This window comes from Ensifer adhaerens (genome assembly GCF_001270265.1).
Lineage (GTDB): Bacteria > Pseudomonadota > Alphaproteobacteria > Rhizobiales > Rhizobiaceae > Ensifer > Ensifer adhaerens_B.
In genome coordinates, this window is sequence record NZ_LGAP01000041.1 from 22,295 (window position 1) to 48,718 (window position 26,424).

General features: G+C 57.5%; 21 protein-coding genes and 6 pseudogenes. 7 read left to right on the forward strand and 20 right to left on the reverse strand.

The genetic code is table 11. The features are described 5' to 3' along the window. Positions 1 to 211 precede the first annotated feature (211 nt). Genes AC244_RS32030 through AC244_RS32040 form a run of 3 tightly spaced genes read right to left on the reverse strand, consistent with a single transcriptional unit; the run spans position 212 to position 4,433 of the window. Positions 212 to 997, reverse strand: coding sequence for a hypothetical protein (locus AC244_RS32030; protein ID WP_053252871.1), 786 nt, complete (start codon positions 995 to 997; stop codon positions 212 to 214). Next, positions 994 to 3,282, reverse strand: coding sequence for a hypothetical protein (locus tag AC244_RS32035; RefSeq protein ID WP_161807928.1), 2,289 nt, complete (start codon positions 3,280 to 3,282; stop codon positions 994 to 996). The genes AC244_RS32030 and AC244_RS32035 overlap by 4 nt, the downstream gene beginning before the upstream one ends. A 5-nt stretch (positions 3,283 to 3,287) precedes the next feature. Continuing rightward, positions 3,288 to 4,433: a metallohydrolase gene (locus tag AC244_RS32040; protein ID WP_234717093.1), complete on the reverse strand. Its 1,146-nt coding sequence runs from the start codon at positions 4,431 to 4,433 to the stop codon at positions 3,288 to 3,290. Positions 4,434 to 4,673: 240 nt separating this feature from the next. On the opposite strand from AC244_RS32040, the gene AC244_RS32045 reads away from it, so the two are divergent. Then, positions 4,674 to 5,591 carry a WYL domain-containing protein gene (locus tag AC244_RS32045; RefSeq protein ID WP_053252874.1) on the forward strand — a complete coding sequence of 306 codons (918 nt, stop codon included), beginning with the start codon at positions 4,674 to 4,676 and terminating at the stop codon, positions 5,589 to 5,591. 49 nt (positions 5,592 to 5,640) lie between these two features. Further along, positions 5,641 to 6,312 (forward strand): nucleotidyltransferase domain-containing protein, encoded by a 672-nt coding sequence (locus tag AC244_RS32050; protein ID WP_268750797.1) that lies wholly within the window; start codon positions 5,641 to 5,643, stop codon positions 6,310 to 6,312. Between the two features lie 266 nt (positions 6,313 to 6,578). On the opposite strand, the gene AC244_RS32055 is transcribed toward AC244_RS32050, so the two are convergent. The 4 genes from AC244_RS32055 to AC244_RS32070 form a co-directional block, all read right to left on the reverse strand. Beyond that, positions 6,579 to 6,968 (reverse strand): DUF1330 domain-containing protein, encoded by a 390-nt coding sequence (locus tag AC244_RS32055; RefSeq protein WP_053252876.1) that lies wholly within the window; start codon positions 6,966 to 6,968, stop codon positions 6,579 to 6,581. 115 nt (positions 6,969 to 7,083) lie between these two features. Further along, entirely contained in the window at positions 7,084 to 7,932 is an 849-nt protein-coding gene (locus AC244_RS32060) for an SDR family oxidoreductase (protein WP_053252877.1), read from the reverse strand. A gap of 82 nt (positions 7,933 to 8,014) precedes the next feature. After that, complete coding sequence (locus tag AC244_RS32065; protein ID WP_053252878.1) at positions 8,015 to 8,740, reverse strand: SDR family oxidoreductase; 726 nt, start codon at positions 8,738 to 8,740, stop codon at positions 8,015 to 8,017. Between the two features lie 134 nt (positions 8,741 to 8,874). After that, positions 8,875 to 10,086: an aldo/keto reductase gene (locus AC244_RS32070; protein WP_082367299.1), complete on the reverse strand. Its 1,212-nt coding sequence runs from the start codon at positions 10,084 to 10,086 to the stop codon at positions 8,875 to 8,877. Between the two features lie 145 nt (positions 10,087 to 10,231). Here AC244_RS32070 and AC244_RS32075 point away from each other — a divergent pair, with 145 nt between their 5' ends. Continuing rightward, the gene (locus AC244_RS32075) at positions 10,232 to 11,134 is read left to right on the forward strand and encodes a LysR family transcriptional regulator (RefSeq protein WP_053252879.1); all 903 of its coding nucleotides are present in this window, start codon (positions 10,232 to 10,234) and stop codon (positions 11,132 to 11,134) included. A gap of 72 nt (positions 11,135 to 11,206) precedes the next feature. Here the strand turns inward: AC244_RS32075 and AC244_RS32080 are convergent, their stop codons facing one another. Continuing rightward, positions 11,207 to 11,830: a plasmid pRiA4b ORF-3 family protein gene (locus tag AC244_RS32080; protein WP_053252880.1), complete on the reverse strand. Its 624-nt coding sequence runs from the start codon at positions 11,828 to 11,830 to the stop codon at positions 11,207 to 11,209. A gap of 313 nt (positions 11,831 to 12,143) precedes the next feature. On the opposite strand from AC244_RS32080, the gene AC244_RS32085 reads away from it, so the two are divergent. Beyond that, on the forward strand, positions 12,144 to 12,470 hold the full coding sequence (locus AC244_RS32085; protein WP_053252881.1) for a hypothetical protein: 327 nt from the start codon (positions 12,144 to 12,146) through the stop codon (positions 12,468 to 12,470). Positions 12,471 to 12,765: 295 nt separating this feature from the next. Here AC244_RS32085 and AC244_RS32090 read toward each other — a convergent pair whose 3' ends face one another. The 3 genes and pseudogenes from AC244_RS32090 to AC244_RS39000 all read right to left on the reverse strand — a co-directional run. Then, entirely contained in the window at positions 12,766 to 13,461 is a 696-nt protein-coding gene (locus tag AC244_RS32090; protein WP_234717094.1) for an SOS response-associated peptidase family protein, read from the reverse strand. A gap of 138 nt (positions 13,462 to 13,599) precedes the next feature. Next, positions 13,600 to 13,974: a hypothetical protein gene (locus AC244_RS38995; RefSeq protein WP_414735982.1), complete on the reverse strand. Its 375-nt coding sequence runs from the start codon at positions 13,972 to 13,974 to the stop codon at positions 13,600 to 13,602. 48 nt (positions 13,975 to 14,022) lie between these two features. After that, a pseudogene (locus tag AC244_RS39000) lies at positions 14,023 to 14,542 on the reverse strand (ATP-dependent DNA ligase); the annotation flags it as partial. Positions 14,543 to 14,725: 183 nt separating this feature from the next. Between AC244_RS39000 and AC244_RS32100 the strand changes: the two are divergent. Beyond that, positions 14,726 to 16,351, forward strand: a complete 1,626-nt coding sequence (locus AC244_RS32100) for an ISL3 family transposase (RefSeq protein WP_152976202.1) — start codon at positions 14,726 to 14,728, stop codon at positions 16,349 to 16,351. A 60-nt stretch (positions 16,352 to 16,411) separates the two neighbouring features. Here the strand turns inward: AC244_RS32100 and AC244_RS32105 are convergent. The 6 genes and pseudogenes from AC244_RS32105 to AC244_RS32125 form a co-directional block, all read right to left on the reverse strand. Continuing rightward, positions 16,412 to 17,751 (reverse strand): annotated as a pseudogene (locus tag AC244_RS32105) (ISKra4 family transposase). 220 nt (positions 17,752 to 17,971) lie between these two features. Beyond that, positions 17,972 to 18,895 (reverse strand): AraC family transcriptional regulator, encoded by a 924-nt coding sequence (locus tag AC244_RS32115; RefSeq protein ID WP_053252885.1) that lies wholly within the window; start codon positions 18,893 to 18,895, stop codon positions 17,972 to 17,974. Positions 18,896 to 19,297: 402 nt separating this feature from the next. Next, positions 19,298 to 19,438 carry a hypothetical protein gene (locus AC244_RS39005; protein ID WP_414735983.1) on the reverse strand — a complete coding sequence of 47 codons (141 nt, stop codon included), beginning with the start codon at positions 19,436 to 19,438 and terminating at the stop codon, positions 19,298 to 19,300. Positions 19,439 to 19,593: 155 nt separating this feature from the next. Further along, a pseudogene (locus AC244_RS39010) lies at positions 19,594 to 19,707 on the reverse strand (IS110 family transposase); the annotation flags it as partial. Positions 19,708 to 19,731: 24 nt separating this feature from the next. Next, positions 19,732 to 20,901 (reverse strand): annotated as a pseudogene (locus AC244_RS32120) (IS256 family transposase); the annotation flags it as partial. A gap of 110 nt (positions 20,902 to 21,011) precedes the next feature. Beyond that, on the reverse strand, positions 21,012 to 21,992 hold the full coding sequence (locus tag AC244_RS32125; RefSeq protein ID WP_152976200.1) for an oxidoreductase: 981 nt from the start codon (positions 21,990 to 21,992) through the stop codon (positions 21,012 to 21,014). 437 nt (positions 21,993 to 22,429) lie between these two features. Here AC244_RS32125 and AC244_RS36955 point away from each other — a divergent pair. Further along, a pseudogene (locus tag AC244_RS36955) lies at positions 22,430 to 23,057 on the forward strand (transposase); the annotation flags it as partial. A gap of 87 nt (positions 23,058 to 23,144) precedes the next feature. Here AC244_RS36955 and AC244_RS32135 read toward each other — a convergent pair. The 3 genes from AC244_RS32135 to AC244_RS39015 all read right to left on the reverse strand — a co-directional run bounded on the left by AC244_RS32135 (position 23,145) and on the right by AC244_RS39015 (position 26,069). Further along, positions 23,145 to 25,208 carry a recombinase family protein gene (locus AC244_RS32135; protein WP_053252887.1) on the reverse strand — a complete coding sequence of 688 codons (2,064 nt, stop codon included), beginning with the start codon at positions 25,206 to 25,208 and terminating at the stop codon, positions 23,145 to 23,147. Further along, entirely contained in the window at positions 25,198 to 25,395 is a 198-nt protein-coding gene (locus tag AC244_RS32140) for a hypothetical protein (RefSeq protein WP_028004722.1), read from the reverse strand. The genes AC244_RS32135 and AC244_RS32140 overlap by 11 nt, the downstream gene beginning before the upstream one ends. A gap of 311 nt (positions 25,396 to 25,706) precedes the next feature. Next, positions 25,707 to 26,069 carry an HNH endonuclease family protein gene (locus AC244_RS39015; protein ID WP_202596146.1) on the reverse strand — a complete coding sequence of 121 codons (363 nt, stop codon included), beginning with the start codon at positions 26,067 to 26,069 and terminating at the stop codon, positions 25,707 to 25,709. A 141-nt stretch (positions 26,070 to 26,210) separates the two neighbouring features. Here AC244_RS39015 and AC244_RS37770 point away from each other — a divergent pair. Further along, positions 26,211 to 26,424 (forward strand): annotated as a pseudogene (locus tag AC244_RS37770) (IS110 family transposase); the annotation flags it as partial.

Here is a 26,424-nt window from a genome sequence, read left to right on the forward strand (position 1 = left end):
TGCTTTGGTGACTTGGTTTGTGTACTTAATCTTAGGCGACCTTATCGGCAGCGTGCATTCAAGACACTTCACTTGGCCGAGGGGTGGAGAAATTGGGTGCCCACGGCGGGCGTTGTGGGCGGCCCAGGTAGCGCAAGTCGGCTTCTGCGAAAGCGTGCTGGTTTAGGTGATCGGCAGACTTTGTGTGCAAATCAATGCGGGAGTGGTCGTTTTAAGATGCCGTCGGGCGCCTCGCTGATCGAGAAGGCTGTTTTCCATTTGGCGCGCCGGCTTCGCCGAGGCTGATACACGACAGGAATAACTGTCGGGCATATGTTTTTGACGCTTCAGCGACCGACGCTTCAGTAACGCCCAACAGAAGATAGACCGAATGCAGGCCAGCGATAGCCGCAACACCCAACATTTTGCTGTTGAGGTCCTCTGCAAATCCATCTTCCCATCTTAGCCACAGAATTATGGCTACTGTCGTCAAAACGAGCGTATTCAAGGTAAGTGCAATTGATTTCAAGCCGAGGAGATTTCTACGATATCCGTAGGTGACGTTGTCATTGAAAAGAATGGCAAAGCGCTTCTGGTCTCGGGTGTTCTCCCGTAACCAGGTTCCACACCGCTCATAGAAGGCATCAGCCTTTTCCGGGTGCGCTAACTCCTCGTCGGCTGAAGGCGGTTTTTCACCAAGTTTGCCGGCAAGAAACGATACGATTTTTAATTTCGTAATGTCGTCAAGTATCCGGTCTCGATGACGCAGCATGGTCACCGTCGGTTTGCCTCCCGATCTGGCATAGAGCTTTGGTTCAATCCGTTTCCCGTGCCGTCTGGCAAAATCCGATAAAGCGAAGAGCAAGATCGCAACCGATAGAGACGACAGAGCCTGCGAGAGACTGAATCTGTTCCATGGCACAAGCAAAGTGGCAAGCACGAAGACAGGAATGGCAGCGATCAAGGCCGGGATAATACGCGCTCTTAGCGTATAGGTGTCAGGCAAACCAGGTATCATGAATTTACCTCCAAGATCGAAATTACGCGGGCAACAGCGCCTCCCGCCCCGGGCTCGGTGGAGCCTACCGCATCGACGACCAGACCATGGAATCTTTCCGGAGTCCGTATGATGATGAGAGCGGGAAACGTTTGCGCAAAAGCCATTTGCACACCGGTGGTGAGGTCCGTTCGAGATGCTGAACTTTCCGCGAGATGATTGTGCCAAGTCCCAACGGGAAAAAGTGTACCGTTCGCCCGGTCTATGTAAGACTGTAGTACCTCAGCAAGCCCTTCGATTCCGAGCAGAAACAGACTAGCCGAAAACTCGCTGTCGGCGGGCGGTGGTATCGCATCAACGATGTGAAAGCTGTTGGTAGTCTCGTTGAAACGGCCCATCAGAACACCGCCTGTCTCAACATTCGGCTGGGCACAAATAGCTCTTTCGATAATATTGGCGACGTGCGCGGAAATTCGAACTGAGGGCGCGCTTGCGCCTGCGCCTGCTACGATCGTGAAGGGCGGCACGGCGTGTCGGTTCCATTGCTGACCGAGCAGATCTTCATCGATCTCGCCTAACATGATTTCACCGTCATTGTTGAAATCACCATTCAGCATTCGAGACACGGCCATTGCCATTGCTGGAACTGGTGCCGAAAGAGTCGCATCGGACATTCGCGCTGTGAGCGTTGAACATCCTTGACCGACTTGGATCAGATCGCCCGAATTGGCGAAGACCGTCTCCTTAAGTGCGGGGCTTGCGCTGATCAAACGATAGGTCTCAGCAGCAAGGTCCTGTACGTTTGGGTTCGAGCGTGCGCCTTCCAACGCAAGGTAAGCCACCCTTCCGGCGCCCATCAAGCTCGTCTCGATCGCTCTCGGCCTGGAGAGAAGCACCATCGGAAGGCAAAGAGCATCGGTCACTGCCGGCGACCCGGTCGAATCCACGATAAACTGAGTTTCGTTCGGCCATGCGGCCATGCGCTCGTCGTCACTACCCAGCGCGCAGAGTGCGACTACGTCACGATGAAAGCCGGAGGAAGCCTGCCCGAGTAAGCCAATCGCATCGATGAGCGCCTGTGTCTTTCCGTCGTTTAATGCCTCGATTCTGTGACGTGGAAGAAGCCCGTGGCGCGCAAAGTTGTGGGGCCGCAGATTGCCGTTATCGACTACTATTCGCGGCGCCGATCCCTCTCTCGCCAAGTGGAGAGCCAGTTTCGAGCCGATGCTCCCTGCGCCGAGCAGCGTCCATCGGGGATTGTGGCTTACTGGCTTACCCGACATTCGCCGCATCAGCTTGTCGCTTATCACATCTCGCTGGGCTGCAAGTCGAACGCGACACAGGCTTGTCTCGTCCAGATCGCTCGTGCGTTGGATTTCGACAACGTATGGCAGTAGTTCTATTGGGGAATCCTGGCCTATGACATCTATTGGCCGACGTGCCATCAGGATGATGGAAATAAGGACAGGGGAAGAACCCGTAAGAAATTTCAGTCTCCGTTGTAGCAAACCTATTTGAGCTTTGAGATGATCCGCTACGCCGAGGCTCTTGGCGTGGTCAAAAAGCTCAGCCACGCTGGAAACAGATTCTGGTAGGTAGCGCCCAGCGAGGAATGGGCCGCCCGATGCAGCACGTCCAGGCCAAACCACGATCCCAAGCCCGACCTGACCGAAGCGCTGGCTCCATTCTTGGAGGCTGTTATCCCGCAACGTTGTGGGGCCGATGAAGTGGGCGCAATAGCAGCGCCAATCACCATCGGTGACCATTGTGAAGGGCGCTAGATAGAAAGTGCCGCCGCCCTTTGCATCCACGCGGCTGCGAAGAGCGATGGCATCGACTTCGACGAAATCGTCCAAGTGGTCACGGCGGACAGGTTCCCACCCTTGAGTGGGATTGATTAACTCCGCTCTCGCCGCTTTTTCCAGCCAGTCAGCAAGTTGCGTAACAAGACCCTGTGGGCCTCTCAGCCTTATTAAATCACGCGGACTGCCATCAATATAGCAAGGTTTGGGGGGCTCTGATGATGAAGCGGGCAGCAGGTGAGGATGAGACCTGTCAAAATCGGCCCGAAGGGTCACATCGGGAACGTCGATAGGGTACAAATTGGAAAATCGGAACGTAAGGGGCTCAATCGCGAGAACGCCGTTGTCGCTGAAACCACGCGCGCGCCATCTGTTGCCCAACCCCGTGTCGATATGCACGACGATCGAAAGATCGACTCCTAAGTGGTCTTCAACACCCATTACGCGCGGATGTGCTCGAATGAGCCGCACCGCGCGCTGGATTGCCGGGTTGGGGATCTCCACAGCCGTCATCCGTGTTTAAACGGCTGAGCGCCAAGTGCGCTGGAGCTTCCCGCCGCCGCCCCTGCAAGCCCAAGAATTGCAGGAGCTGTGAGGTTTGACGTTGCCTTTCTGTCCTTTTGTTTCGGCCCGCCGGAGGACGTGATCTCGAATTCGAGAGGCTCGTTGCCTTTGAGCTCGCCTAAGCAAGTAAATGTGCCGGTTACAGGTTTCAGGATCGATTTGTATTCGCGCTCGGCCCGGATGCACGGAGGGTCTGCCTCGTCGTCGTGAATCTCTTTGCTGCTTGCAACGATCGTTGCACCCGACAACGGCTGTCCCAGAGCATTCCGAGCGTCCTCCGAAACCTCGGCATCTTCACCGCATTCGGACCAGCTGTCCCACGAGAGGCTGTGCCAGGAGCAATGATGGGGAGCAACAAGGATGTCGTATTGGAAAACAGAAGGATCCTCTCCGTACTTGTTCCACATCCGCTCCCAGATGCCGACTTCAGCATCTCCACCGAGGAGATAGTACGTCGGATTGGAAAGGCCTGTTTTTCCGAGGGAGAGGTTGATCACGACACTCGAATTATTTTTGCTAAGAAACTCGGCCTCTTCGTCATCACTGGCCAGTAACGGTGCCAGAAGATGAGCACCGAAAGTGGCATCTGTTACGCCACAGATCGTGTGGAATACATCGCCGCCCTTCACAAGGATCTCCGTTAGGTCGTCGGTTTTGCCGTCGACGTCCTCGCCGAGAATTTTGATCTTGTCACCTTCATACGCGTAACCGTTGGCTCGAAAGTGACGTACCCTGCGACGTGCCTCCGCAGCCCAGGCTTTTGCATCATCGCAGAGCGAGTGTTGGCTAGATGCTCGCCGAAAAACGATTGGCGACGACCACATCTCTCTGATGACGATTTTGTCGTCTTTTTCGTTCCAGTCGTCCAAAGGACCGAGATGAAAGTGCTTCTGTAGCCCGCGGCAGTGGTCGTTATCAGGATGCGTAAGCAAAAACGCATCCACATAGCGGCGGCCGTGTTCATCGCGTTTGAGCCGCCCCTTAAGTTGTGCGGCGACGTCAGGGGCATCACCTTTAGGGTCATCGGCTGCGGCTCGTATGTTGATGTCAACAAGGACAAAGTGTCCGTCACCGGTTTCGATGAGGGTCATGTCCCCATTCCCCACTTTGAAATGCGTCGTCTGTGCAGTCATTGCTTAAACTTTCTTGGGTTGATGAATTCAGGAATGATGCGTGACAGACGAGCAACTCTTTCCAATCGTTGTCTCGATGCTATCCCCGGTACATTGACGCGAGACTCGTGTGCCTCCATAAAAGGTAGGCACGAAGCGATAACGAATCAAGTAATGCGATGCGTTTTTTATGAACGAATCGGGAAATGGGAGGCGTCAATGTCGGAAGATGGTGATCGCGAGCTACGCTGGGGTGTAGTTAAAAGGCTGGAATTTATTGATTTTCGTTTGTTTTGGGATGGGTTTTTTAACCGCAAGGACCTTGTGGATTTCTTTCGAATTTCTGCGCAACAGGCGTCATCCGACATCTCTCACTATCAAGAGCGGGCGGCCAAAAATCTCGAATACGATAAAACCAGGAAAACCTACGTTAGAACGGCGGAGTACGAACCAGTTTTCATTGGCCAATTTTCAGATCGCTTTTTGCTCCAGCTGATGGCGATGGAGCGTGGTTGGATGAGTAAGGACGACACATGGTTTGATGAGACGCCGCCGGTCGAAGTTGTTGGCTCGCTGCGACGTCGCGCAACTAGGCCAGACCATCTGCTTCGAGTGCTCGATGCGATAAAGCAGAATGCCGAGATAGAAATTGAATATGAGTCTTTGACTGGGACGGCTGGCGGCGCGCGGATAATAGCGCCGCATTCGTTCCTATATGCCGGCGGAAGTTGGTACGTGCGTGCGTGGTCCAAAGACCACAACGATTTTCGAGACTACAGTCTGAACCGCATCAAGCGCACGGGACTGCCTCTGTCCTGCACGGTCGACCCAAAGCTCGATCTCGAATGGCACCACACAATCGATCTAATTCTCATTCCAAATCCAGCACTCGACCAAGCAAAGCAGGACGCGGTAGCGGCTGAATACGAGATGACAGAAGGTCAACTTGTCCTAACAAGCCGGCTCAGCGCCGCATTTTACCTTATCAACGAACATAACCTCGACGTGCCAGTAGGCGCCCTAAAACCGGAAAAGCAGCAGCTCATTCTTCAAAACGTCGATGACGTTTTGCAGGCCAGAGATGTCGCGCGCAAAATGTCTGTCGAAGCACTGAGAAAAGTGAACCCCTCCAAATGAATTTGGATTTCTTCCGTACCGGTCAACGACCATCATGACGGCCACAGCAATGCTTCTGTTTGGTAGTCATGCAAGAGGCGACCAAGATTCGCGTTCAGACACGGACCTACTTCTCATCACGCAAGAAGACGCTCCAAGACATGTGATGAACGGACATCTCTCGACTTCATTTTACTCGTTTGAAGACCTTCGAAGTCGCGCTCAAAACGGGGACCTTTTCGTCTGCCATATTGTCCGGGAGTCGATTCCAATTTACGATCCCGTTGGCCAGCTCAACATACTCAGATCAGAGTTCAGTTTTCGGCAGTCCTATGGGGACGAGATTCAGCGTGCTACCGACCTCGGCTGGTTTCTTGTTGAGCACGGCATGAGTATAGGCAGCGGTGCTCTGGTCAATAAGCGCATCGCCTGGTGCGTTCGCACCATATTGATCTCGAGATCGGCTGAGACGGGCATCCCCGTCTTCTCTGCTTTGAGTTTGGCTGAATTCGCCAAATCAAACGCTGTTTTGACACTCGTTAAGAACAAGGACGAGACTATCATAGATGCTGAGATACTGCGGGATCTTGAAGTTCTTTTAGCGAGCTTTGGCGGGGACCGGATATTTCGACCGAGGGGTTCTTATTCGGACTACCGCCGGCGGTTTGACAGCACTATGAACAAAGTTGGTCTCGGGACCCTTAGGGCCGATGCAGTTGCGTCCTTAGGGTATCACGAGTGAATGCCTATCTCGCAGAAAAGGGCAGATTCGAGTGTGGATGGTTACGATCCCGTTCCCGCGTTCTCCTCAGATGCTGAGGCCTCATTTGAAAACAATACATTTTTCAATGAAATTAGGATATGGCCGACCGTTCGATTCCGTTCAAGGCGTGAGAGAAAGAGGCCTACTAACGGGGGCGAACGATCGGCAGACCCATGGTAATTCCGACAGCACCGTGGTTCCGAAGCGTCGCAGAGCAGATGCTCTACGACGTCGCAATGGCGGTGTCATTGCTGTGGAAGATCAGCGCCTTCGGTGATGATGCGCCAACCCTCGGTCGAATCCGTGAAGAATTTCCGGGCGGCGATGTATTCCGGCGAATTGTAGTAGCGTTCGGCCTCAGCGAGGCTGGGGAATTCGGCGATTGCAATCACCGACCTGGGTTCGCCTTCGACAATAGGCTTGGCCCCCGGATTATAAACAATCACGCGACCGCCGTACTGACGGACAAGCGGTGCGGCAGCCTCGATATATTTCTGAAAGCCCGCCTCGTCGCGGATGTCATAGTTGCCGATCATGTAGGCGCGGGTCGGGGCTTTGGCGGTATCCTGAGCAAAGGCGACCGAGCTCACGGTCAGCGTGAGGGCGGTAATGGCAGTGATAAGAAACTTGTTCATTCTGGTCTCCTTCGGTTGAGAGAATGGGACGATGGAAAATGCTTGCTGGGTTGGTCCGGCTGCCGAGATCCCAGCAGCACCGAACGTGTCGGCACTGCTCCGGGCCTAAACGAGTTCACGAGTTGCCGTTCTCATCGATTGCCAGGGAGTCCGACAATTCGCGGTAAGCTTCGATCTGCTGCTGCAGGAGTGCGATCTTCTGCTCGGCCACCTGGATGGCGTCACTACCAGCCAGGAACCGTCGTGGAAGTTTGTCCTGGTCGGCTAGTGTGATGAGGGCACGTGCAAGCTTGGCGGGGTCGCCGCCCTGCTTGCCGTTCTGGGACCTCCAGAACACGATCTGCGCCGCCCGCCGCTCGTGATAGTCCTCGATGGAGTTTTCCGCGTAGTTGGTCGACTGCTCGGTGAGGAGCTCCGTGCGGAAAAAGCCCGGATTGACGATCATCGTCTCGATGCCGAACGGACCGACTTCGGTCTGCAGCGCTTCCATCCAGCCGTCGAGGCCAAACTTGGAAGCCGAGTAGGCCGTGCAGAACTCGAAACCCATCAGGCCCGCCGTCGAGGAGATCGAGACGATGCGGCCGGAACGCTGCTTGCGCATGGCTGGAAGGAAGGCCCGAGTCACGTTCATCGGACCAGCAAGGCTGGTGCTGAGCTGCAGCTGCATTTGTTCGGGAGACAGCTCTTCGAAGTACCCCGCGTAGAAGCTCGCCGCGTTATTGACCAGAACGTCGATGCGTCCGAACCGCCCAAGCGTCGCCTGTGCGGCAGCTTCGGCGTCCGCTGCACTGGTAACGTCGAGCTTCACGACAGCCAGGTTGTCGGAGACGCCGACTGCATTCGCCACCTTTTCCGGGTTGCGGCCTGTGGCGACCACTTTATGACCTGCTGCCAGTGCCGCCTTGGCGATGTTCAGCCCCAGGCCACGTCCTGCGCCGGTGATAAACCACACATTGTCAGTCATCTCGTATTTCCTTTTGATTATTGTCATCTCGTCAGCGGCTGCTTGTGCGGCTGACGGGGGGCGGAAGTCTGCTGAGGTGCCCTCACATCGCCTGAACGGTCGGACGCACCAGGATCTCATTGAGGGTGATCCGCTTGGGGCGGCTGAGCGCGAAGGCAATCACCTCGGCAATGTCCTTCGCCGGCATCGCCACGTTGTCGCGATAGTCCTGAGCGGCCCTCTTGCTCTCATCGTGGGTGATGTGGTCGGACAGTTCCGTTGCCACCGCGCCAGGCTCGATGACCATCACGCGGATGTGGGGCTGGAGCTCGACGCGAAGCGCCTCCGACCAGCCGTTGATCCCCCACTTGGTTGCCGAATAGGCAGCAAACCCGACCGGGGCGACACGTCCTGCGACGGAAGAAATGTTCACCAGGTCGCCCCTCTTGGCGCGGAGCTGATCGAGGAACACCTCGGTCACGGTCATGGCGCCCAGAAGGTTGGTTTCGACCATCTGGCGGTGCTCGGATCGTGCTTCGGATGCGAACGGCGCCGTCAGCATGACGCCTGCGTTGTTGACCAGGACATCGGCGCCGCCAAGTTCGTGTTGGACGCGCGCGGCCGCTGCAACGATGGACTCCCGGTCCGTCACGTCAGCCCTAATCGCAAGGGCCGCGTTGCCGAATTCATCTGCAAGGTCTGCGATGCGCTCAAGGCGGCGCGCCAGAAGCGCAACGCGGTATCCCTCTGCGACGAGCTCGCGTGCGAGTGCCTCTCCGATCCCGGAGGATGCACCGGTGATCACCGCAACTCGGTTGGTGCTAGTCATGACAGTTTCCTTTTGGTTGTTGCTCTGTCTGGCGAGTTCTGATCCGGGGCCGGGTCCGACAGGTCGCGGCTTCCGGTACAGGAGCCGCCACGGGAACCGGTGGGACATGTAGCCCGCCGGCTCCCAGGGGCTTGCTACCGAACGGGCGACATGCCGCTCCCGCCCTTGGAGCTCGTTCCAAGCTTGGCGCCGATATCGATCATTGCGAGCATCGGCGGGCTCAACCCCGCGCCCCGCCCCCTGATCTGGGCAAAGCCGTCCCCGATTTGCATCATGTCGTCGGCGGTCAGTTGGGCCTGCAGCGCGTCCATGTTCTGATCCATCTGGTCCTGCGTCGTGGGACCCGGGATCGGCACGATCCATGGCTTGCGGGCGAGCAGCCACGCCAGGGCTACCTGCCCGGACGTCGCTTGATGACGGGCGCCTATGCGCTGCAGCAGTTCGACCACTGGCCAGTTGGAGCGGCGGGCCTCGGTGGTGAAACGCGGCAGGTTTGCCCTCAGATCGGCAGGACCATGCACCGTCAACGGCGTAACGGTTCCGGTCAGATAGCCCATGCCGAGCGGGCTCCATGGGACGAACCCGATGCCCAGATCCTCGCAGGTCGCAAGAACTTCCAGCTCCGGATCACGGGTCCAGACGGAGTATTCATTCTGCACCGCCGTGACCGGCTGCACTTTGTGGGCCCGGCGAATGGTCGCTTCCCCTGCAGCGGAGAGACCGAGATGGCGAACTTTGCCTTCGCGGATCAACTGCTGCACCGCCCCGGCTACGTCCTCGATGGGCACGGTGGGATCGACGCGATGCTGGTACTGAAGATCGATGTAGTCGGTCTTCAAGCGGCGAAGCTGTTGCTCGGTCACCCGCTTGATATTGTCCGGGCGGCTGTTGACGCCCCGGACCTGGCCGTCGGGCGTAATCTCGAATCCGAACTTGGTTGCGATAATTACTCGGTCGCGGATCGGCGAAAGCGCTTCACCAACGATCTCCTCGCCCAGGAAGGGTCCATAGACTTCAGCGACGTCGAAGAAGGTTACGCCGCGGTCATGAGCTGCCCGGATAATTCGGACCGCCTCCTGCCTGTTGGTCGGAGGACCATACATCCCGGCGAAGTTCTGGCAGCCCATCCCGAGAGCCGAAACCTCCAGCGAGCCGAGCATGCGCCGTTGCGCACTGCTCGTGCTTGAACCCGTGGTCGCAGTTCCCGGTGTTGCCGTCTGAGCTCTCGAGGCGGAAAGGGGCAGCAGTGATGCTGCAGCGATGCCCAGCCCCGCGGCGAATAGTTTACGACGGCCCGGCATCTCGGGGCCGCCGCTTTCGATCTCATCGTCTCTATTATTTGTCATGATGCTGCGTCTCCAATCGGTTGGAACAAGTCTGCGAAACACAGTGGCCTGTGCCGCTGGACTTGCTGACTGGGTGGAGATTACAGTGGCCCACACTTTCAAAAAATGGCATTCCGGTTGATGCGACATTAACCAGGGGTTCATAATGGACAAGGACCAGCTCGATGGGCTCGTGGCGTTCGCGCTCGTCGCCGAGAAGCGCAATTTCACGGCGGCCGCCGAAGCGCTCAGGATCTCGCCACCTGCAATCAGCAAGATGATCCGGCAGTTGGAGAGGCGCCTGGGCGTCACCCTGCTCACCAGAACGACGCGAGCGACAAGCCTTACCGAGGCGGGCGAGAAGTTTCTTCAACAGGCAGGACCGGCGCTTGACGCGATCCTGTCTGCGATGAATGACGCGGGAAGCGCGGCCGACAAGCCAGCAGGGCGCCTCCGTTTAAATGTTCCGCAGACCGTCTATCCGAATTTTCTCAAGCCCGTCGTCGCGAGCTTCTTGGAGCAATATCCCGACGTGACGGTGGAGATCTTCTTCGAAAACGCTGCGACCAACATTTTCGAGCGCGGGTTCGATGCGGGGATCCGGGTGTCGGACATTCTTGCGAAAGACGTCGTGGCGCTCAAGCTCTTCGGCCCGGTTCGCTGGGTTGTTGCAGGTGCGCCATCATACTTTGCACAGCATGGGCGCCCCAAGCATCCCAAGGACCTTTTGGCGCATCCGTGCGTTTGCGCCGGAGCTGGCAGCCGCGTTTATGACCGTTGGGAATTCGAGAGCAACGGGAAAGAGTTCGAGGTCCAGGTGAAAGGCCCGCTGATCCTGAATGACGTGCTCTTGGCCATCGAGGCGGCTGTTGACGGAATGGGATTGGTCTACAGCCCTGAAGAGGCGGTTCGCGACAAGCTGAAGAGCGGCAAGCTCGAAATCGTCCTCGACCGGTATACTGGAACCAGCTCTGGGGTTTATCTCTACTATCCGCAGCGTTCTCAGGTTCATCCGAAGCTGCGGGCATTCATTGAGCACGTCAAAAGTTTCAGCTTTTCCACCATATAGGATGGGCGCTTGACGGCAATGGTCGCAGGTTGGCGTCCCATCAAGGCGTTCCACCCGGAACCCTCGCCCAACTCATTTTTTCGGGACGGCTTTCGGCTTGGGTTGATACAAGCGGCGTTTGACGTTCGAACGCAGAGCATTGCGGAGATCCTTGTCCACGATCGACAGATCGAACCATTCCGGATCAAAGTGTCCACCGCACCACCGAATGGTTTCGGGATACTCGGGATCGTCCCGAGCGGCGATGATCTCCAGGAACCGCTCATAACCGGACACGCCACCAACGTCTTCGGGAGGTCGCGCCCTTTCCCCGGCGATGCAGCTTCCTTGTTTGGGCGTAGAAGCGAGCGTCAGGAACTCCTCAACCGCGACGGTGTGTCGCCAGCCATCCCCGAAATCATAGTGGTAGCTGAAGACAGCACCTTGCTCGAAGTCCAACAAGCGAACCTCTCTCTGATCGAAGACCCGAGGATCCTCATCGGTCGCATCCTCCATCAGGGTCTCGACGTCGCCATACCGCAGACCACCGATGCGGAATTCATAGAGATGATAGTTCCACCAGTTGAATGCGGCCTGAACTCCGAGATGCAGGTGCTCCAGGTTCCAATGGGCAGGCAGGACCAAACGGCGCCAGACGTCCGGCTCGATCTCGTCGATGGAAACTCTGATCTGCACAGCGTTTGCGGCTTTGAACATTGGAAAAATGAACAAGGTTGGGCGACGATCGTCAAGAAGGCCGCTTGATCGTGGCACTTTATTGGAATTGGATCGTCCTGACGGTGATCTGACGGCTTGTGCAGCCTTCGAAGCGTACCATCTCTGTATAAACCCCGAACTGGAGCATCGCCATGGATCGAAGGGCGGCCGATACGCTGTCGGAATTCTCCATTGAAATTCTTCCGCCGGACCGCGAAGAGACGTGTGCGTCGGGTGCAACGACCTGTCCGTGTTGTCGAAAGTTACGTCCGGCGTCGAGCATGGATGACGATGGTTGCGGGATCTGCGACGAATGCCTGGCCCCATGAGGGCGGACGGCAAAGTACCTCCACCTGTTCTAGTGACGTTCGAGGACGCGCTCGCCAGATTGCCGGATGGCTATGTTGACGGAAATTTTGGTGGTCGATCATGGGGCGTGACCGTCAAGCGGTCGCAGGATGGCAAACGGATCTGGCTCTATGGCGAGGAGCTTAGCGGAACAGATATCGTCAGCTTCAACCTCTATCGATTGGCCGGATCGAGGTTGATACTGAAGCCGTGCGAAATGTCCTCCGCCAAGGTGATCGAATTCGTTCTCGGTTTCGAGCCCGGCACGGAGAAAGCAGCGTCTCGACGATAATGGCCGAAAAATAAGCACAGGATTCATATTGCATTGCAACAAGTGCATGGCTGCACTGCGATCTGAACGCTGGCGATCGGGTCAGCCTCTGGTATCTTGAAGTCATCGAAGCGATGCACCTCCTCCCGCAGAGCTTCGTGTTTCAGGCGACCCAATCCTCCTCCCAAGGGAAGCCTGACGGAACAGCGGCACTCCTCCTCTTGAGCCGTTGTTCAATTCTTTCGAAAAGCCTGCCGCACCTCCTCCCGCGGCAGGCTTTTTCGTTTTCCGATACAATCAAGCTTGAGTTTAGGCGTCAAAGCAGACGGGCTTGTTCCACCGGCTCTCCGGATGTCGATACGATCGTGGATCCGTACGGTTCGCGCGACGAAATGATCAGCGCATCATCCGGTAACGGGCGGGCGAGATCCTTGGCCTCATCCCAAGGCGCCCGCATCCACTTATCGGTCTCTTCCTTGGTCAACAACAGAACTGGCATCGCCTTCTCATGGATCGGCTTCACGAGATCGTTGGGATCCGTGGTCAGAAAGCCATAGAGATCATCGGTCGTGAGACCGTCCCTGACCTTCCGGACACTCTGCCATTGCGGCACATGGATGCCGGCGAAGAACATCAGCGACTTTGCCTCATCGCGGGCAAACCAGGCATTTGGTACGTTGCCACCTTCCTGTTTGCTCGCCGGATCCGGTTCGGCGAAGCTGGTGACCGGGACAAGGCATCTATGTTCGACGCCGAACCACCGTGTCCAGTGCGGGAAATTCAGCTTACGCACATTGGTCGTGCCGCGGTCGGCCTCCATGCGGATCAGTTCTTCGAGATCGAATGGCTTGCCTTTGGCTGCCAGTTTCTCGGCCTTGGCTTTTGCCGCCTTTTCGAGCGTAAAGCGCGGGGAGGGCAGTCCCCAGCGCGCATGGACCAGCTGCTTCTTCCCGTCGGCGGTGTTGCGGACGATCGGCCCCATCTGATCGGGGTTCATCTGGTAGGCCGGCATCAGGTTGATCAGGCTTTCAGCGTCCTGAGCTCACTTCGCGACCCAGTCCTTGTCTTCCATGCGATAAAGGTTGCACATGCCAGATATCTACTCCGCCGAGATCGAATGACGGCAATCTAGCGTATGGGGGTGATTTCGCTAGTCGAGCCGGAAGACGTCGGCATTGTCCTGGCGTTCTCGCAATCCCTTATAGGATGGATGGCGAAGTTTGCCGTCCGTCGTCCAGGCGCGAAACTCGATCTCGGCGATCAGGGTCGGCTCGACCCAGACAATATCGGCGCTTCCGGAGTAGGGCAGGGGCGGCCGTTTTCGCTTCCAGCGCAGCTTCTCCAGCATCTTGCGTAACCTGATGGCCCCGGCTTGCCTGAAGCCCGTGCCGACGCTTCCGACGTGGACGAGATCGGCTCCGCGATAGGCAGCCAGCACCAACGACCCGAAGCCGCCGGGGGACACCGATGACCTCTCATAGCCGACGACGAAGAAAGCCTCGCTCTGGACGCATTTGACTTTCACCCAATCCCCGGTTCGGCCGGAACGATAGGGACGATCGAGGTGTTTGCCGACGATGCCTTCCAGGCCGAGGCGGCAGACATGCTCAAGCAGGACGGCTGGTTCAGTGTCGAATGTTTCCGACAGCCGAATGGCACCGTCTTTTCCGTTCAACGTGTCATCGAGGAGATGCCGGCGCGATCGGTATTCGACACCGCGCAGATCGTGTCCGTCGAAATAGATGAGATCGAAGGCGTAGAAGATGGCGTCGGATGCGCGGTTGCCGGCTTGTTTGCCGGATGCGCCGAGCGATTGCTGCAACAGCCCGAAATCCGGCCGCCCCCTCTTCGTCGAGCACAACGGCCTCGCCATCGATGATCATCGTCGCCGGCCCGAGCGCTCGGGCGGCCTCTACGATCGCCGGAAACCGGTGCGTCCAGTCATGGCCGCCGCGGGTGAGAATCCGGATACCTTGCGGCTCGATGTGTATAGCGAGGCGATAGCCATCCCATTTCAGCTCCCAGCTCCACTCGTCTCCCTTTGGCGGATAGGCCTTCAATTGCGCCAGCGCGGGCTCGACGCGGTCAGGCATCGGATCGAAAGGGAGCTGCGGCTGGGCCGGATTGCGCTTCTTGCGCGGCCGAGAACGGATCGGAGCCTCGGTATCACGAAGGAGGGGTTTTGATCTCGGAGGCTGTCGTTTGGCACTTAAACGGGTTCTTCCTCAATTTCTGTGGTTAACAGAGTGTTAGCGCCACGACTGCTATCTGCGGGGATGCGAGCGCAATTGAAATGGTCACCCGGTCCAGGGGTCAAAGTTCTGGGTATCACCCTTCTAGATGAAGAAAACTGGGTTGTTTCGGCCGCTGCGAAACCTGTCGGTATCTGCCCGGATTGCGGATCGCGAAGCCGGCATCGGCACGGCTGGCACAGCCGCCGCCTCCAGGACTTGCCTGTTCAGGGTCAAGTTGTGAAAATCAAACTCGCGCTGAACCGGTGGCAGTGTAGACACCGGAAATGCGGGCGACGAACCTTCACCGACAGGTTGCCCGAGATTGCTTCACCCTACATGCGACGAACTGAACGGATGGCTGAGATTGTAGGCTTGATTGGCCACAGGATGGGCGGTCGCCCGGGAGAGCACTTGATGCATCGGCTCGGCATGCCGGTCAGCGACGACACGATCTTGCGGCAATTGAAGCGCAATAATCCGGCGTCCATGCAAAAAGACAATATTCGTGTTGTGGGCATTGATGATTGGAGCTGGCGGCATTCCTCACGGTACGGCACGATCATGGTCGATCTTGAGCGCCAATCGGTCGTCGATGTTTTGGACGACCGCAGCGTTGAGAGCGCAAGAGCATGGTTGCAAGAACGTCCGACTATCGAGGTTGTTAGCCGAGACCGCTGTGGCCTGTATGCCCAGGCAGCCCGGGAGGGCGCACCGCAGGCCCGCCAGGTGGCTGACCGTTTTCATCTGGTCCAAAATCTCAGGGCGGCGATCAAGGAACAGATGAGCGTTTATGGCCACGCCCATGTGAGACCCATTCTCTCCGAAGATGCTATCGCCAGCGCTACGGCACGACACCGCCGCGCCCGCTTGGCGCACAGACAATCCCGTCAGGAAATATTTGAGACGCTTCAAGCTTTGCGCCAGCAGGGCCTCACCTACAGCGAGATTGCAAGGCGGACCGGATACGAGCGCCGCAGCATCGCGAATTGGCTTACTTCTAACGCACCTCGAGACAGAAACCGGGCAGCATTGAATCCGACATCGCCATTGTATTTTGAAACTTTTCTGGCTGAATGCTGGAAGAATGGAAACCGCATTGGGCGCCATCTGTTTTACGATATCAAGAACCGCGGCTACACGGGCAGCCGTTCCAATCTGGAGCGCCTGTTGAAGGTGTGGCGTGAAGTCGAAAACATCCAACCCGGCGAACCGCCTCCAAATGTGGATGTTTCAGAACCCGTCCGCGATCCTGACACCGGCCATGTGATCTCGTCTGTGGTGGCCGCAGCTTTGTGCATAAAACCGCGCGGTCTGCTGACAGATCGTCAGGCCAGAAAGGTCAATGCATTGAAGCAGGGCTCGACAGCGTTCGCCATAATGCGTGGCTTGGCCATGCGCTTCAACGGCATCTTGCGCAGCAGGAATTCGGAGGCACTGGATGAATGGATCGACGATGCCATTGATACCGAACTCACGGCAATCATGCGTTTCGCCAGCGTTTTGCGCCGGGATATTGATGCCGTCAAAAATGCGATCGAACTCCCTTGGAGCAACGGTCAAGCCGAAGGGCAGATCAACCGCCTCAAGATGCTGAAGCGAGCAATGTACGGTCGCGCCGGCCCAGAACTGATGAGGGCGAGAATGCTGCCGCTGAATCACAGAAATTGAGGATGAACCCTTAAACGTAAGAATGCGGCCGTTTCTTTGGGAGCGGGAAAAAGGTGGGGGTCAAGCCGCAAGGGCAAGCTTGGCTTGTTTGAGGCGGCCGTCGGCAACCGCGGCTCGGACCTGAAGGACCCGGTGGGCGCCAATCGGAGACCAGCGCATCTGACGCTTCTTGTTCATGCGGGCATTGACGAGGCTGTTGGCGGCACTTTCGGCCGGAGAACTCGAGATCGGCTGACCTGACCAATATCGTCGGCAGTAGTCGACAATCGAAGCCTTGTTCTGGACCAGATAGGTGCGAAGATTTCTGACCAGTTCGTGCAGGCGCTTGAGCTTGTTGCTGGTGTGTCGCAGCCAGCCGTGCTGGTCCAACTGGGAGAGCATATGCTTCACGGCTCTGGTTGCCTCCCTGACGTATCCGCTCCAAAGGAGATGCCGAAGCCTCGGCACATGAACCGCGACGTCCCGAAGATAGATGTTCAGATCGTGGACATGTCTGAGTCCTTCCCAGGCCTGTTCGATGTGCCGGAGCCGCATCGACAGATGGAACCAGTCAAGAATATGCGTTACGGGCTGGCGTGTTGCGCTGAGCACGATGCTTTGCAGCCCAATTTCGCCGTCGCTGAAGACAGTAACGTCGCGGCCAGGCAGCCATCCTTGCGTTCGCATCGCCGCACGAACGACATCGTGCTTGCCGGTGGCCACATTCGGCGCAGCCGCGAACTGACGCGGTGGCCGCCCCTGTGAAACAACGCGTCCCATCGCGATCTCGAAATGCCGGCTTTGGTATCCGGGAACTGCGCGAATGTAAGCGCCATCAATGAAAACGGAAACGGGGGATTCGCTGGCTCGGCTGATGCGATAGGGGCTTGCGACGTCCCATTTTTCGATCTGATCGGCGACCTTGGCGAGCCGGTTGCTGACGCTCCGATGATTATGTGGTCGCGCGGCCGACACGAAGAGATCAAGTACACGGGCAGCTTCTCGAAACGACAGCCGGGAGCCAAGTTCGGCCTGAATTCGCTCCAATTCCGGCGTTGCTCTGCCATGCAACAGGGTCTCGATGCTTCCGATGCCGATCTTTTCGTCTTTCCGCACGCGCAGCTGCGCAACCGAGGCACGCGCACACGACAAAGGCCGAAGAGTGAATGGATCGTACGTGATCTATAGTCATGAACCCCGCGAAGGCGATTGCAGTCGTGACATTTCCGATCCTGCTGGCCGGCTTGATCCGTCTGAAACTGTGTCAGCTCCTCCTGCAGACGGCGCTGTATCGCCTTTCCTTCCCCCAAGGAGAGGCCGAGGTCGTCGAGACGCGCTCCATCGACAATCCGTTCGACGACTGCGATTTCCCGACGTTGCGAAACGCCATCGACCCCGACAAGCTCGACCCAGACGTTCATCCTCAATTGCGCTGTCAAACGAGTGCCCCTTCCGAAAAGGCCTCGATTACCCGAAGATTCTTACCCCCACCTTTTTCCCGCTCCCCTGTCGTTTTACGCTTGCGCCTACGACAAGCGAGTCATTGGCAGGAGCCTGCCTCAAAGAGGTCGGTTAAATACGCTGAGGTTTTCCTCGCTGCCATCCGTGCTTCCCTGCGAGTAGCAGCGCTGGGCGAAGGCGTCATGATGCAATGACCGTCCGGCTGGCATACTGGCTGTACAGGCGCTGCTGGTTCAGGGCATCCTGCTTTGGAGCTATCCCGAAGGTTCTGGAATACTCTCGGCTAAACTGAGACGGACTTTCGTAGCCAACCTTGTAAGCCGCTTCGGCAACATTTGCCGATTGCGTCACCATGAGCCTTCGCGCTTCAAGCAGGCGCAATTGCTTCTGGAACTGCAGCGGCGTCATCAGGGTCAGTGCCTTAAAATGCTGATGAAACGATGACGGGCTCATGTGCGCGAGATCCGCCAACTGCTCGATACGCAGTGTTTCAGCAAAATTGCTATGCAGCATAGAGACGGCCCGCACAACTCGTTCAATGTTCGAGTCTGGCACAGCCAGCTTGCAAATTTGCGCGCCATAGGGCCCGCTGATCAGCCAGTAGCAGATTTCTCGCACAATAAAGGGCGCCAGGACAGGGATTGCCTTCGGAGTTCCGAGCAACCTCACCATCCGAAGAATGCAGTCGGCTAGAGGAGTGTCTACCTTGGCAACGAATGCACAAGGGCTTGAGTGTTCCGCCGGTGTAGGGCGGGTGTCCACCTGGCTGAGGACCTCTCGCAGTGTGGCAACGTCGAAATCGATCGTCACACCGACATAGGGGTTTAACTCGTCGGCCTCTACTATCTGCCCAGTCGCGGGAAACCCAACGCTGACAACAAGACATTCCATTTCGCGATAGCTTAGTCTGTTCCCTCCAAGATAAAGTTCCTTCCCTCCCTGCAGAACGACGCACAATGACGGTCTGTAGATGTCCCTCATTGGCATCATCGACTGGAAGGAGCGAACAATGTTCAAGCCTTCGACCGCTGTAGGAAAGAGCCCTTCACCGCCCCCTTGTTCTTCGATGTAAGCCAACACGGCATTGAGTAAGGCTCTGTCCAAATTGGCACTCCAGCAGTTTACACGCACAGCAAGGATTCAACGACCGCTCAACCCTTGCATCATCTGCAGGATTAGGCAAGTTTTCTTGAGCCCTCCAACCTTGCGTTCCATGAAAGGTTGGTTTTTGCGCGAACAGCAACGCGGCTACGTGTCACAGATAGCGGCAGCTCAGACCCGCCTGCCCGCGAAGATGGCAGGTATGATTCCGCCCAGATGGCGTCGGCCACCGGCCTGCATTGGACAGAGGCGAGTTTGCCTACCGACTTGAACTTACCTTGCTCTTCCAGGCGTCGCCACACGGCTCATACCGACGTCGATAATCTTGGCGCCGCTCGACTGTTCGAAAAAAACCCGAATTCTTCATTCAGATAAGGTTGGGGTTATTCGATCGAAGACAGCCACCTAGATAGGCGATGGCAAAGCCGGACATGCGCCCTTCACCGTTGTCGTCACGCCGTTCCGCACGACGATCTCGTGGCTCCAGCCGAACTGGTAGGCTTCGCCCGGTGCATAATAGAGCGGGACATAGGCTTCCGCCGTCACGGAGTCTCATCGCCTGCGCAGAACCTTCCGCACCACTTTCCGCAATGTGCCAAGCTCCCGGCAGTCCGCCTCGATCGACTTGCCCTGCACAGGGGAAAGCCGACGTATCTTCAGAATTGTCTCCACAACAAGCATCCAAAGAAAAAGCAACGGTGTTAGCGGTCAATGATGATCGCGTTATGATCGCGCATTCTTGCGTTGAGTATGATGATCATCCTGCGCATGATTGCGACGAGGGCGACCTTTCCTGGCTTTCCCTTTGCCTTCAGCTTTTCGAAGGCGGCCTTCATTATGGGATCATCGCTCATCGTGGCGATTGTCTCAAGTGTCATGTAGCGGGACCGTTGGACGGCCCACTCGTCGTTCTGTTCGAGGAGCAGCGTGCCGACGAGCCTGACGATGGCGTCGTCGTTGGGGAAGATGCCGACGACCTCTGTGCGGCGCTTGATCTCGCCGTTGAGGCGTTCGATCGGGGTTGGTCGAATGAAGCTTGGCCCAGTGCTGCCTGGGAAAGGTCATGTAGGCGAGCACGTCCTGCTCTGCGCTGTTCATAAGGGTGACGAGCTTCGGCACCTTCGGCCTGATCTGGTCGGCGGCATTGCGCCACTGTGCGCTTGCGGCCTCCGGTGTATCCTGGGCAAGGGCCGTGGCGATGAAGGCGAACACGACACGCCGCCCGCTCTTTCAGCATGGCCAAGGCATTGTGCATGAAGTGGATACGACGGCACCTCTGCCAGGTGGCCGAGAGAACCTTCGACACGGCGGCCTTGATCCCCTCGTGCGCATCGGAGACGACGAGCTTGACGCCGCGCAGGCCCCGTCTGGTCAGCTTTCGAAAAACTCGGTCCAGATCGCCTCCGCCTCGGATGTGCCGATCTCCATGCCGAGCAGCTCGTGCCGGCCATCGGTGTTGACGCCCACCGCGATGATGACGGCGACAGAAACGGTGCGACCGCCGCGACGCACTTTGAGATAGGTGACATCGATCCCCAGATGGGCCATTCTCCTTCGATGGGTCTGTCGAGGAAGGCCTTCACCTTCTCGTCGATCTCCTCGCAGAGCCGGGACACCGGGCTCTTGGAGATGCCCGACATACCCATGGCCTTGACGAGGTCATCGACGGACCCGGTCGAGACACCCTGAATGTAGGCTCCCTGGATCACCGCCGTCAGAGCCTTCTCCGCCATGCGGCGCGGTTCGAGAAAGCTCGGGAAATAGCTGCCCGTGAGCAACTTCGGAATACGCAGCTCGACGGTGCCCGCCCACGTCTCCCAGTCCCTGTCGCGATAGCCGTTACGCTGGGCCAGTCGAAAGCCATTCTTTTCGCCATAGCCCGCGCCGGTCTTCGTGCCGACCTCCAGCGCCATCAACTTCTCGGCGGCAAAGCCGATCATCTCCCGAAGCAAATCGGCGTCGGCGCTCTTCTCAACAAGTGAGCGCAGGTTCATCATCTCGTCGGTCATCGGTGGTCTTTCCATCAGGTTGGTCTTGAACAACCCGACCTACAGGAAAACACTGGTGACCACCGCAACCCTGCTACACCACCTTCTGGGACACGATCAGACTTTGCTTTTCAGATCTCTGTGGAGTGAATCAATTGTCCTTCCTCGAGAATCCGATCCTGTTTCTCCATGGCCGGGAAACGCACATCGGTGATCTCCTCAGAGACATCCCAGAGGCGCCGAGCGACCTCGAGACGCAGAGCTTCGTCGGGCACGGCGGCTCGATGCGGAGCGCCCCGCAATTCTTGAAACCCGCGCGGGCCATAATACCCGCCGGGAGTGGCATCCGGCATAGTCGCGGCATACAGTGTAGGCAGCGCGCCTTGTGCCGCTGGCTGAAAAAGAAACCACAAGAAGGAACGCAGGAATCCTTGCACACTGTGGCGACCCGGTTCGTTGTGCAAGAGGTTTGTTCGCGAAACTCCAGGGTGTGCGGCGATGCTTCGAAGCGCCCAACCCGCTGCGTCACTGCGGCGCTGAAGTTCGAAGGCAAACATGAGACATGCGAGCTTTGACTGTGCGTAAACCGGCATCGGCTTGTAGTCATGCTCTGCCTGCAGATCATCGAAGTTGATCCGGGCACCAATACGCGCGGCAATGCTCGACAGCGTGACCACGCGAGGCGATGGTCCTTTAACCAGCATTGGCAGAAGATGGGCCGTTAAGGCGAAGTGACCGAGGAAATTCGTTCCGAACTGAAGTTCAAAACCATCCTTCGTCGTCTTTCGCCTCGGCGGCGTCATGACACCCGCATTGTTAATCAGTGTATCGATCCGCTCGTATCGCTGGTGCAATCGCTCTGCACAAGCCTTGATCGAGGCTAGGTTGGCGAGGTCGGCCTGTTCGAAGCGTACCGAAGCACGCGGTGTCGCCGCGCGGATGCGCTGAACTGCTTCCATACCTTTCTCCGGGTTGCGTCCAAGAAGGATGACTTCGCCGTCTGCTCCTGCGAGGGCCAATCCGGTTTCGAACCCTAGTCCCCCCGTCCCAGTCACGAGAATAGTTCGGCCTCGCTGCGAAGGCATGTCTTTCACGGTCCAATCATTTTTCACGGCAAGTCCTTTCCAGAGTGTAGAATTGGGGAAGATCGAAGTGACGACTAATCCTTGGGCTGAGATCGCAGGCGACAATCACGCGTCAGAAGACGGATACGTGACGCTTCAACTGCTCTCACCCCGGCAAGCTATCCGGAGGAGACAGCGATCAGAATGCCTAAGCTGTCAAGAAACTTGCCTAATCCTGCAAAACGTGCGCGAGCGTATTGGGAAATCGCTTCCACAATCCAGATTTAAATTCATCGGATGAGTGCCCGCAGCAGCCTGAGCGAATCAGCTTCTCACAGAGACGATTTGTTCAGCAACCTTCAAAGGGGAAGCCAGTCTGGTTGATCAAACATTGTATCCAGTTGGGAGACGCATGAACTGCCCCCCATTTCGACCGGACAGTCGGCATAAGCAGAAAGGTCAAGCACGGGCTTGAGGATAGGCTTATGTCTAACGCGCATCGACACGTTGAATTGCTGACGGGCGATGTTCGCCGCAGGCGGTGGACAACCGAGCAGAAGCTGACAATCATTGAGCAGTTTCGAACCAGGCGAGACGGTGTCGTCCACCACTCGCCGCCATGGCGTCGCGCCCAATCTGCTCTACCGGCGGCGCAGGCTCTTGAGCGAGGGAGGTACTGCAGCCGTGGATTCTGACGAGCCGGTTGTCGGCAATTCGGAAGTGAAGAAGCTGGAAGAGCGCGACCGTGAGCTGGAGCGCACGCTCGGCCGCAAGACGATGGAGGTGGAAATCCTCCGCGAAGCCCTTTCCAAAGCAAACTCAAAAAAGACGGATATCGCGGCCGATCTTGTTGCCGAAGGACGGTTCCCGATGAAGACCGTGGCAGACACGCTGGGCGTTTCCCGCTCGAACCTCGTTGAGCGGTTGAAAAGGTAGATCAAGGACGCGCGGGCCCTATCGCAAGGCCAAGGATGCAGAGCTTCTGCCGATCATCCGCAGGCTGGTGGATCAAAGGCCAACCTATGGCTATCGGCGATCGCCGCGCTCCTCAATCGCGAAAGGCGAGCCGCCGATAAGCCTGTCGTCAACGCCAAACGGGTTCACCGCATCATGGGCAACCACGCGATGTTGCGAAACAGCGCGCCGGCTCATCGACGGATGGATCGAAGACTACAATCCCGTTTCATAACGCCCATCTTTCTATGTTGTTGAAGGGAATAGGTTTTTCTGATTTTGATGCGATCCCGCGGGGTATCTGGGGTTCTGTCGGGCGCGATCAGCGATCTGCTGGGCTTGCTGGGTGGTGAGTTTTGACCGCCTGAAGATCCACGGACCTTCAGGCAAGGGATGAACGCCCTCGATCTCGCCGGCCTCAGCGGCAAGCCTCAACGTCTTGGGGGCGATACCGAGGAATCGTGCCGCATTTCCCAGATTAAGCCAAGGCTCGATCCCATCTGGCTGCGGGCGGAAGACCGGAATCTTGCGGTATGATCTAAGTGCCGTGATGCGTTCACGGGTCCAGCGATTGCCGTTGCCTGTTAACAGTCCATTGCGATTGAGTATGCCGGCAATCACATCATCATTGGCAATGAGGGCAAGCTGCCTTACCGCCTCGATGAGGTCGTCGGGCGTAGCGTTTCTTTGGCCGCGATGCCTCCTCGGCAGGCGCAGTTGCGTATGGACACCGCCAACCCAGTGGATTGCGAGGACGATCTCGGAGGTTACGTCGTCGAGGTCGGCGATCACTTCATGAATGACCGTGCGCACGATGCGTTTCTTGAGCCTGGCATCGGTCGATGGCGCTGCCCAGACGGCACGAAGGTTCCCCGCAAGGGCTGCCATCTCTGATGTCGACATCGGCGATGGTTGAGGCGTCGCAGCGTCATGGCCGGCAATCTTAATCTCGATCTCGCCGACGCGAGCGAGCGTCTTGTTCCACCGCGCCTCAAGTTCCGACGTCACCAGCCGGTTCTCAGGATCAGCCGCGTCATATTGCCGGAATGCCCGGTCGGCGGCATAGCGTGCCGCCTGAAGATCGCGCTGGAGGGCGTCGCGGACCTGGTCACGTTGGCTGGTCATATTGCGTTCCGCCTCGGCGGCGGCGGCAATGGCTCCCGGTTCGACCACCCCGAGTAGCGCCTCTTCGATCGCGTCATCGACCCGCAGGCCGCCGAAGGCGATGCAGCGTGGTTCGCCATTGTCGAGTAGACCACGCCAGCAGGAATACCGCGGAATGTTATGGTTGGTCCCTGTGTAACGAACCGTCAGCTTCCGGCCGCACCTTTTGCAGCGGAAAAGGCCGGCAAGCAGTGCGTCCCCATGCTTCGGCGCTCCATGATGGCGGCTCGCGGGTACATTGTCGCTGACCATCTTGCGGATCTCCTCCGCCCGTTCCCAACTGACATAGCCTTCGTGCGCATCCGGGATCAACGCAAGCCATTCATCACGCGACTTGCGGCGAATTCCAGATCGGCCACCGTATCCTGGCACAGAACGACTCTTACCATAAGCATAAGCGCCGCCGTAGATCGGGTTCTCGATCATCCGGTGGACGGTCGCATAGTTTGGCCTGCGCCAGGCGACATCGCCATTGGCACGCCTGACAGGCAGGTCCAACCCATGTTCGAGGAACCATAGCAGGGCCTGCCTTGCACTTCCGAGTTCGGCGACCTTGTTGAAGACCAGTGTAATGGCTTCCTGAACACGTCGATCGGGATCTTTCTCGATCCTGTCACCGGCCTTTACGAAGCCGACCGGGGTAGCGACGACAAGCTCGCCACGGCGGGCCTTCTCGTAGCGTGCGGAAAGGGAACGCTGACGCAGAAGATCGAGTTCATATTCGTTGAGGCTGCCCTTCAGTCCCAGCAGTAGGCGGTCATTACCCTGGCGCGGCGCATAGACCGCTTCCTGGTCGATTAGAACGGTATCAACGACACGGCACATCTCGATGAGTTGTTGCCAGTCTCGGCTGTTGCGGGCAAAGCGCGATACTTCTCGTGCCGCAACCGCCCCCACCTTGCCAAGGCAGACCTCGGCGACCATCCGGTCGAAACCGGCGCGGGTTACACCGCCTGCCGCTGAGCGACCAAGATCGTCATCCACCGTCTCAATGCATGACCAGCCAAGTGCGGTCAGGCGGTCGCGCATGGCGTATTGAAGAGCACTGCTTTCGCGATTGTGCAGAACCTGATGGGCCGAGGACTGCCGGACATACAGGATCGCCTTGCGTTCCAGATGGTGCGGTCCGATTTTCTCATGAATCATCACCGGCTTCCTTCTGCTGCGAGGAGCTCTCGCCGTTTGCGTGGTCGACGAGCAGTCGCACTATGAGCGCCGTCAGTGTCTGGCGCGCCTCCTCCGGCAACGCCTGCCATTGCGGTATAGCCGGCCTCTTCCTGCTGTGTAGGCCCGAGAACAGATCGAACTGATATGTCGTGAACTGACGTGGCATGGACATCTCCCCGACTCGCTTCCTGAGAGTCCAATGCTGCGCCTATCTCCTCTCGTTGTGATGGGGTGCCAGCCTCTTCGAGTATCCTGGCCAAAGCACGCAGGCTGGCGAATTCAACATGCGGAACCGGCATGGTGCGCCAATGCGCACTGGCAATTCGGTCGAACATCCAGACCGGGATCTCCAGCCATCGGCCAGCGGCATCACTGGTAAGGCTGCAGCGGAAGACGGCAATTCCCTTGTCGAGTACTTGATGGATATGGATCAGCCGACCCGACCAGGGGTGCCACGGATATAAGAGCTCGCGAACTTCAGTCCCGTGGGTGTTCTGTTGCTCTGTTGTACAACGAGATCCATCCCCACTCGCGCTCAGGATGGCTTCCCCACGGCAGTTCAAGCTCTTTTGTGAGCAATATCGAAGATGCCTTGTACCCTTCCTTTTTCATGCCAAACCCATTGTTCGATGCGACAATGTTCAAGGTCCCCGCAAAGAGTGTGAGATTTCCAATCCGGTGCACCAGCTTTGGATGTTGCGTTCTCGCTTTCTCCCCGAGATAGATCGACCATGCACCAAATTCCTCTCTGCTTTTCTTTGTATTGATCCGCCTTGGAATTATATGTTCGTACGCGATGTGCTGACCGCACCTTCGCTGGAAAACTTCGAATTCCGTCACAAAAGCCAACCGCTGTGCAGCACTAGATGCCGTAATGGGCCGGCACTCCTCGCATAGCCAAGAAGGTGGCTGTCCCTCAGAGTGATGATGTTGAAACGGGGTCCGATGATCTCGGCCCCAAGCATCAAGCGAGGGACAACCATGGACTATTATGCAGGAATTGATGTGTCGCTGGAACAGAGCAGCATCTGCGTCGTGGATGGGTCGGGCAAGATCGTGCGTGAGGCTAATGTGGCGAGCGAGCCTGAAGCGCTGTTGCAGCTTTTTGCCGATCTGGAGCTGCCGATCGTCACGATCGGCCTGGAAGCAGGACCATTATCGCAGTGGCTGCGCGCTGCACTTGTCGAGGCGGGCC

Excerpts from the sequence above, each read along its gene's own strand:
- AC244_RS32030 (WP_053252871.1), bottom strand. The coding sequence starts at position 997 with ATGATACCTGGTTTGCCTGACACCTATACGCTAAGAGCGCGTATTATC.
- AC244_RS32040 (WP_234717093.1), bottom strand. The coding sequence starts at position 4,433 with ATGACCCTCATCGAAACCGGTGACGGACACTTTGTCCTTGTTGACATC.
- AC244_RS32045 (WP_053252874.1), top strand. The coding sequence starts at position 4,674 with ATGTCGGAAGATGGTGATCGCGAGCTACGCTGGGGTGTAGTTAAAAGG.
- AC244_RS32050 (WP_268750797.1), top strand. The coding sequence starts at position 5,641 with ATGCTTCTGTTTGGTAGTCATGCAAGAGGCGACCAAGATTCGCGTTCA.
- AC244_RS32055 (WP_053252876.1), bottom strand. The coding sequence starts at position 6,968 with ATGAACAAGTTTCTTATCACTGCCATTACCGCCCTCACGCTGACCGTG.
- AC244_RS32060 (WP_053252877.1), bottom strand. The coding sequence starts at position 7,932 with ATGACTGACAATGTGTGGTTTATCACCGGCGCAGGACGTGGCCTGGGG.
- AC244_RS32065 (WP_053252878.1), bottom strand. The coding sequence starts at position 8,740 with ATGACTAGCACCAACCGAGTTGCGGTGATCACCGGTGCATCCTCCGGG.
- AC244_RS32070 (WP_082367299.1), bottom strand. The coding sequence starts at position 10,086 with ATGACAAATAATAGAGACGATGAGATCGAAAGCGGCGGCCCCGAGATG.
- AC244_RS32075 (WP_053252879.1), top strand. The coding sequence starts at position 10,232 with ATGGACAAGGACCAGCTCGATGGGCTCGTGGCGTTCGCGCTCGTCGCC.
- AC244_RS32080 (WP_053252880.1), bottom strand. The coding sequence starts at position 11,830 with ATGTTCAAAGCCGCAAACGCTGTGCAGATCAGAGTTTCCATCGACGAG.
- AC244_RS32085 (WP_053252881.1), top strand. The coding sequence starts at position 12,144 with ATGCCTGGCCCCATGAGGGCGGACGGCAAAGTACCTCCACCTGTTCTA.
- AC244_RS32090 (WP_234717094.1), bottom strand. The coding sequence starts at position 13,461 with ATGCCGGCCTACCAGATGAACCCCGATCAGATGGGGCCGATCGTCCGC.
- AC244_RS32100 (WP_152976202.1), top strand. The coding sequence starts at position 14,726 with ATGCGAGCGCAATTGAAATGGTCACCCGGTCCAGGGGTCAAAGTTCTG.
- AC244_RS32135 (WP_053252887.1), bottom strand. The coding sequence starts at position 25,208 with ATGATTCATGAGAAAATCGGACCGCACCATCTGGAACGCAAGGCGATC.
- AC244_RS32140 (WP_028004722.1), bottom strand. The coding sequence starts at position 25,395 with ATGCCACGTCAGTTCACGACATATCAGTTCGATCTGTTCTCGGGCCTA.